The organism is Microbacterium sp., assembly GCF_030149085.1.
GTDB lineage: Bacteria > Actinomycetota > Actinomycetes > Actinomycetales > Microbacteriaceae > Microbacterium.
Genome location: NZ_JASBSF010000199.1, coordinates 1 through 5481 on the forward strand (window position 1 = coordinate 1; position 5481 = coordinate 5481).

Consider the following 5481-nt stretch of genomic DNA (forward strand, 5'->3'; position numbering starts at 1 on the left):
GAGGAGCAGCGGCGGATGACCACTGAGAACCCCACGCGCGGGCGCGCGATCGAGTGGGAGGACTTCCGTCTTCCCCCGTGGGTGATCGGGGTCATCGGTGGCATCGGCATCATCCTGCTGTGGTGGATCCTGGCAGCCACCGTGTTCTCGAACGTCGGGCCCTCCGGTGCCAGCGCGATTCCCACGCCGTTCCAGGTCATCCAGGTCATGATCGAGACGGGGCCGCAGTACTACCTCAACAACTTTGCGGTGACCCTCGCCGAGGCAGGCATCGGCTACCTCTGGGGCAACGGTCTGGCACTCTTGCTGTCCGCGTTCGTTCTCCTCGTGCCTCGGCTCGAGGGGCTCGCGATGCAGCTCGCGATCCTCACGTACTGCATCCCGATCGTTGCGATCGGCATGCTCGCGGTCATCGTCATCACTCCCCCCAAGGTCGGCGAACCGAGTGGCACCGCTATCCTGCTCGCTGCTTTGTCGGTGTTCTTCACGACTGTCGTCGGCGCACTTCTCGGCTTGAAGTCGGCCGACAAGTCGAGCCTCGACCTGGTCACGGTCTATGGCGGGTCGAAGCTCACCCAGCTCCTGAAAGTGCGCCTGATCGCGGCGCTCCCCGCCACGCTCAGCGCGCTGCAGATCGCGGTTCCCGCCGCCTTCCTTGGCGCAGTGCTCGGTGAGTTCTTCGGCAAGATCGAGGTCGGCGTGGGTCTCGCGATGATCCTCGCCCAGCAGGCCTCGAATGGACCGCAGGTATGGGCGCTGGCGCTTCTCAGCGGCGGCGTCGCGCTTCTCGGGTTCGCGCTCGTCGGGTGGATCGCCAAGGCGATCGCCCCCTGGTCGAAGGGACGTTGACGATGGCGCAAATCACACTCACCGGGGCTACCGACGTCCAGACCGAAGCGGCGAAGCTCAACGCCAAGCTGCGCGCCCAATCCACCCGTGCGGTGCTTCGGGCCCTGGGCTGGTCGACTCTCACCTTCGTCCTGACGATCGTTGCCGTTCTGGTGATCTGGGTCGGGCTGCTCTGGGCGCTGCAGCTTTCACCCCTGATCGCCAAGGGCCCGGTCGACGTCTGGAACTACCTGTTCACCGTCCCGGCCGCCGAAGCCAACCGCGCGATGCTCATGGGCAACCTCGCGGTCACCCTCGGGGATGCCGCGATCGGGTTCGTTGCGGGCCTCGTCGTCGCTCTCGTCGCGGCTATCGCGTTCGAACTGAACAAGGGCATCGAGCACGCTCTGATGCCGGTCGCGATGCTGCTGCGATCGGTGCCGCTGATCGCGATGGCACCGGTCATCATCCTGATCTTCGGCCGTGACTTTTGGACGGTGGCCGTCATCGGTGGCATCGTCGTACTCTTCCCGGCTCTCGTGAACATCTCGTTCGGCCTCAAGTCCGCGCCGCCGATGATGAACGACCTCGTGGATGTCTACGGCGGTGGCTCCTTCACGAAGCTCCGCAAGGTCGCCTTCCCCTCCTCGCTTCCCGCCTTCTTCGCCGCCGTGCGCATCTCGGTTCCCGGTGCCATCACCGGAGCGCTGCTTGCCGAATGGCTCGCGGTCGGCGGCGGTATTGGTGGATCGATCGGCGGATTCATCCCGCAGGCGCAGTTCGCAGCGCTGTGGGCATCCGTCGTGGCGGTCACCGCTGCATCCCTCGTGCTCTACAACCTCATCCAGATCGTCGAGGATGTCGTGCTGGCACGCATGGCGATGCACCCGCAGAAGGGCATCTGAGCGCACCATGGCACCACCCGAGCTGGCGAGCTTTGCCCGCGGGCTTCCGAAGGCCGAGCTGCACCTCCACCTCGAGGGCACGCTCGAGCCGGAGATGATGTTCGCGCTCGCGAAGCGCAACGGCCTGACCCTGCCCTATAGCGATGTCGCAGCCGTGAAGGCTGCGTATGACTTCACCGATCTCACGAGCTTTCTCGCGGTGTACTACCCCGCGATGGGTGTGCTGCAGACCGCTGACGACTTCCATGACCTCGCCTGGGCGTATCTGCTGAAAGCGCAGGAGCAAGGCGTTGTGCACGCCGAACTGTTCTTCGATCCGCAGGCGCACACCGGTAGAGGCATCCCGTTCGGGACGGTGATCGGTGGCTATCGGCGAGCGATCGTGCGCGCTCAGGCTGAGCTCGGCATTTCGGCGGAGCTGATCTTGTGCTTCCTGCGCGATCTCTCGGCCGAGCACGCGATGTCGACACTGCTCGAAGCACTGCCGTATCGGCACTGGATCGTCGGCGTGGGCCTCGACTCTGACGAGCGCGACAACCCGCCCGCGAAGTTCGCGGCAGTGTTCGAGCGGGCACGGGCCGAAGGGTTCCTCGTCACGATGCACTGCGACATCGACCAGCCCGGGTCAATCGAGCACATCCGACAAGCGCTGGAGTTCGGCGTCGACCGCATCGACCACGGCACCAACATCGTCGAAGATCCCACGCTCGTCGCGACAGTGCTCGAGCGCGGCATCGGCCTCACCTGCTGCCCGGTATCGAACTCCTTCGTCACCGAGCAGATGAAGTCCGATGAGATCGTCTCGCTACTTCGCGCCGGTGTGCGAGTGACCATCAACTCCGACGACCCCGCCTACTTCGGCGGTTACGTCGGTGACAACTACGTCGCGCTTGCAGATCAGGCAGGGCTTTCGGCATCCGATCTCGTGGAGCTCGCCCGCAACTCGTTCCACGCCTCGTGGCTCACTCCCGCGCGCCGGTCCGCCTACCTCGCACGGATCGATGAGTACGCGAGTGCCGCCGGAGTACGCTCAGCCGCATGAGCATGCCCGACGGTCTCGACGAGCGTGCAGCAGGCGCTCGTCTGGGAAGCCACATCCGGATGCTGCGCAAGACCCGCGGCCTGACCCTCGTGCAACTGGCCGAGCGCACCGAACTCTCGCATCCGTTCCTCAGCCAGCTCGAGCGCGGGCTCGCCCAGCCGAGCCTGGGGTCGCTCCGGCGAATCGCGATCGCGCTGGAGACCAGCCCGATCGAGCTCATCGCGGCCGCAGACGCACCAGACGAGTCGGGGCCTTTCGTCGAGGTGAGCCGCCCCGGTGAAGGGGAGATCCCCGAGGGCTTCGCGTCGGGGACGGCCAGGATGCTGGCGCAGCGCGCGCGCACGTTCCATCCGATGGAGGTCGTCTCCGACAGCCTCGAGCCGGGCGAACGATTCGTCCACGCCGAAGACGAGTTCCTTTACGTGATCGAAGGCCACGTGCGCATCGAGCTCGGCGATCAGACGTGCGATCTCGACCCGGGGGCATCCGTCTACTACACCGGCGGCACCACCCACCGGTGGTGGTCAGCTGACGGGAAGCCCTACCGACTGCTCGTGGTGAAACAGGTTCCGGGGCGAACGGCGCCTCGCACGTCTGGAGAGGTGCCCGCGTGATCTCATACGCCGACTATCTGCGCCTGCTGCCGAAGACCGAGTTGCACTGTCACTTCGCGTCGACGATGAGCGCCGTGCTGTTCATCGAGCTTGCCGAGAAGCACGGTGTCGAGCTGCCGACCACCGACCCCGAGAAGCTGTTCGACTTCGCCGATCTGGTGGACTTTCTCGTTGCATTCCGTTTCGCGCATGATGTGCTGCGCGACCCGTCGGACTTCGAGCGCGTCGCCTACGACGGGGTGGCGTCAGCCGTCGCCGACGGCAATCTGCGCTACCGCGAGTACTACGTGAACCCCCAGTACTTCGCCGATCGCGGCCTCAGCTATGCCGAGGTGATCGACCCGATCATCGCGGGGCTGGCGCGCGCCGAGAAGGACTTCGGCGTCGGCTTCCGAGTCGTCGTCGCGATCAATCGCCGAGCTGACGCGGCATCCGCCGTCGATCTCGTGCGCGAGATGATCGCGCACCCGCGCCCCGAGGTGGTGGGTCTCGGGCAGGACGATCTGACTCCCGAGAACACGGAGGACCCGGGGCGGTTCATCGAGGCTTACGCGCTGGCTCGCGAACACGGCTTTCTGTTGACGGCGCACGTTGGCGAGACCGATCACGCGACCCCGGATGCCGTCCGCGTCGCGATCGAAGACCTCGGCTGCGACCGGCTCGACCACGGGTATCGCATTGTGGAGGACCCGGAGATCGTCGCGCTGGCCCGCGACCGCGGTATCGGGTTCGCTGCGACGCCGCTGTCGACGACGATCTGCTCGGGGTGGACGATCGACACCGATCACCGCATCCGTCGCATGATCGATGAAGGCCTTGCCGTGAACGTCTCGACCGACGACGCGATGTTCTTTCGCACCGACATCGGCAGGGAGTACACCGAGGGACTACGCCTCATGGGCGTGACCCCCGAGGAAGCCAAGCAGATCGCCCTCAACGGCATCGATGCCGCGTTCTGTGATGACGCTCAGAAGGAGCGGCTCCGCGCGGAGTTCCGGGGAGCCTTCCTCGCGCTGGATGCCGCACTGGACACGGCTACCGCCTAGCATCCGTTGCCCTGCGAACCCGCGCCTTCATTTCGGTCGCGCCGTATTGCGGGTGGCTGGCGTGTCGAGTGTCATGAAGGCGCGACTGATCTGAGGGTGCTTCATTTCGGTCGCGCCGTATTGCGGGTGGCTGGCGTGTCGAGTGACATGGAGGCGCGACTGAACGCGGATGCCGACCCTGTCGCGGTCAGGACTTCGAACCGGTGAGCGCGAGCGCGCCGCCGAGGCCGATCATCATCACGCCGCCGGTCGCGGAGAGCGTCGAGATGCGCCGGGGCGAGCGAGCGAACCATGCGCGTGCGGTGCCCGCGGCAAGCGCCCAGATGCTGTCGGATGCCAGCGCCAGCGCCTCGAAGACGAGTCCGAGCAGCAGGAGTTGCACCCACACCGGGCCCGTCGCCGGGTCGACGAATTGCGGGAGCACTGCGACGAAGAAGGCGATCGTCTTCGGGTTGGTGAGCCCGACGATGAAGCCTTCGGCCAGGAGCGTGCGGGTGCGTGCGGGGCGCTGCTGGATGCCGGGGATATGGGCATGACGGTGGCGGATCGCCTGGATGCCGAGGTAGACGAGGTAGAGCGCACCGACGATCTTGATCACGGTGAACGCGACGACCGACGACGCGACGATCGCCCCCACCCCGAACGCGACAGCGATGATCGCGGGGATCGTGCCGAGCGCGTTGCCGACGACGCTGAGCACACCGGCGCGGCGGCCGAGAGCGATGGCGCGTCCGATGACGAACAGCACGCTCGGCCCGGGGATCACGATGATCACCAATGACGTCAGCATGAACGTCAGCAGGTTCTCGATCGGGATCATGTACGAACGCTATCGCGCCGGTGTTTCGTGCGGAGTACGCCCGCGTGGACGAGGTGGGTCACACCTCACCCGGCGACCACCAACTCGGCGGCGCGCTCGGCGATCGCGACGGTCGGGGCCTGCGTATTCGCGGTCGGGATGATCGGCATGACCGAGGCATCCGCGACCCAGAGGCCCTCGAGTCCTCGCACACGCAGCCCGAGGTCGACCACGGCCAGCTCGTCGG

At 66.2% G+C, this 5481-nt stretch carries 7 protein-coding genes; 5 read left to right on the forward strand and 2 right to left on the reverse strand.

The genetic code is table 11. From position 1 onward, the window contains the following. From Q1V87_RS07970 to add, 5 genes are all read left to right on the forward strand, one after another. Positions 1-849 (forward strand): ABC transporter permease subunit (locus tag Q1V87_RS07970; RefSeq protein WP_366945418.1); only part of this gene is annotated, 849 nt, incomplete at its 5' end. A 2-nt stretch (positions 850-851) separates the two neighbouring features. Further along, a complete protein-coding gene (locus Q1V87_RS07975; RefSeq protein WP_300591623.1) occupies positions 852-1733 on the forward strand; it encodes an ABC transporter permease in 882 nt (293 codons plus the stop codon). A gap of 7 nt (positions 1734-1740) precedes the next feature. After that, positions 1741-2775, forward strand: a complete 1035-nt coding sequence (locus tag Q1V87_RS07980; protein ID WP_300591625.1) for an adenosine deaminase — start codon at positions 1741-1743, stop codon at positions 2773-2775. Next, positions 2772-3389 carry an XRE family transcriptional regulator gene (locus tag Q1V87_RS07985; RefSeq protein ID WP_300591626.1) on the forward strand — a complete coding sequence of 206 codons (618 nt, stop codon included), beginning with the start codon at positions 2772-2774 and terminating at the stop codon, positions 3387-3389. Before Q1V87_RS07980 ends, Q1V87_RS07985 begins: the two co-directional genes overlap by 4 nt. Then, on the forward strand, positions 3386-4435 hold the full coding sequence (gene add / locus Q1V87_RS07990; RefSeq protein WP_300591627.1) for an adenosine deaminase: 1050 nt from the start codon (positions 3386-3388) through the stop codon (positions 4433-4435). Before Q1V87_RS07985 ends, add begins: the two co-directional genes overlap by 4 nt. 187 nt (positions 4436-4622) lie before the next feature. Here the strand turns inward: add and Q1V87_RS07995 are convergent, their stop codons facing one another. Together Q1V87_RS07995 and Q1V87_RS08000 are read right to left on the reverse strand one after the other, a co-directional pair. Next, positions 4623-5255 (reverse strand): LysE family translocator, encoded by a 633-nt coding sequence (locus tag Q1V87_RS07995; RefSeq protein WP_292712833.1) that lies wholly within the window; start codon positions 5253-5255, stop codon positions 4623-4625. Between the two features lie 65 nt (positions 5256-5320). Next, complete coding sequence (locus Q1V87_RS08000; RefSeq protein ID WP_300591629.1) at positions 5321-5467, reverse strand: GMC oxidoreductase; 147 nt, start codon at positions 5465-5467, stop codon at positions 5321-5323. Positions 5468-5481 lie beyond the last annotated feature (14 nt).

Coding starts and splice junctions, on each gene's coding strand:
- Q1V87_RS07975 (WP_300591623.1), top strand. CDS start 852: ATGGCGCAAATCACACTCACCGGGGCTACCGACGTCCAGACCGAAGCG.
- Q1V87_RS07980 (WP_300591625.1), top strand. CDS start 1,741: ATGGCACCACCCGAGCTGGCGAGCTTTGCCCGCGGGCTTCCGAAGGCC.
- Q1V87_RS07985 (WP_300591626.1), top strand. CDS start 2,772: ATGAGCATGCCCGACGGTCTCGACGAGCGTGCAGCAGGCGCTCGTCTG.
- Q1V87_RS07995 (WP_292712833.1), bottom strand. CDS start 5,255: ATGATCCCGATCGAGAACCTGCTGACGTTCATGCTGACGTCATTGGTG.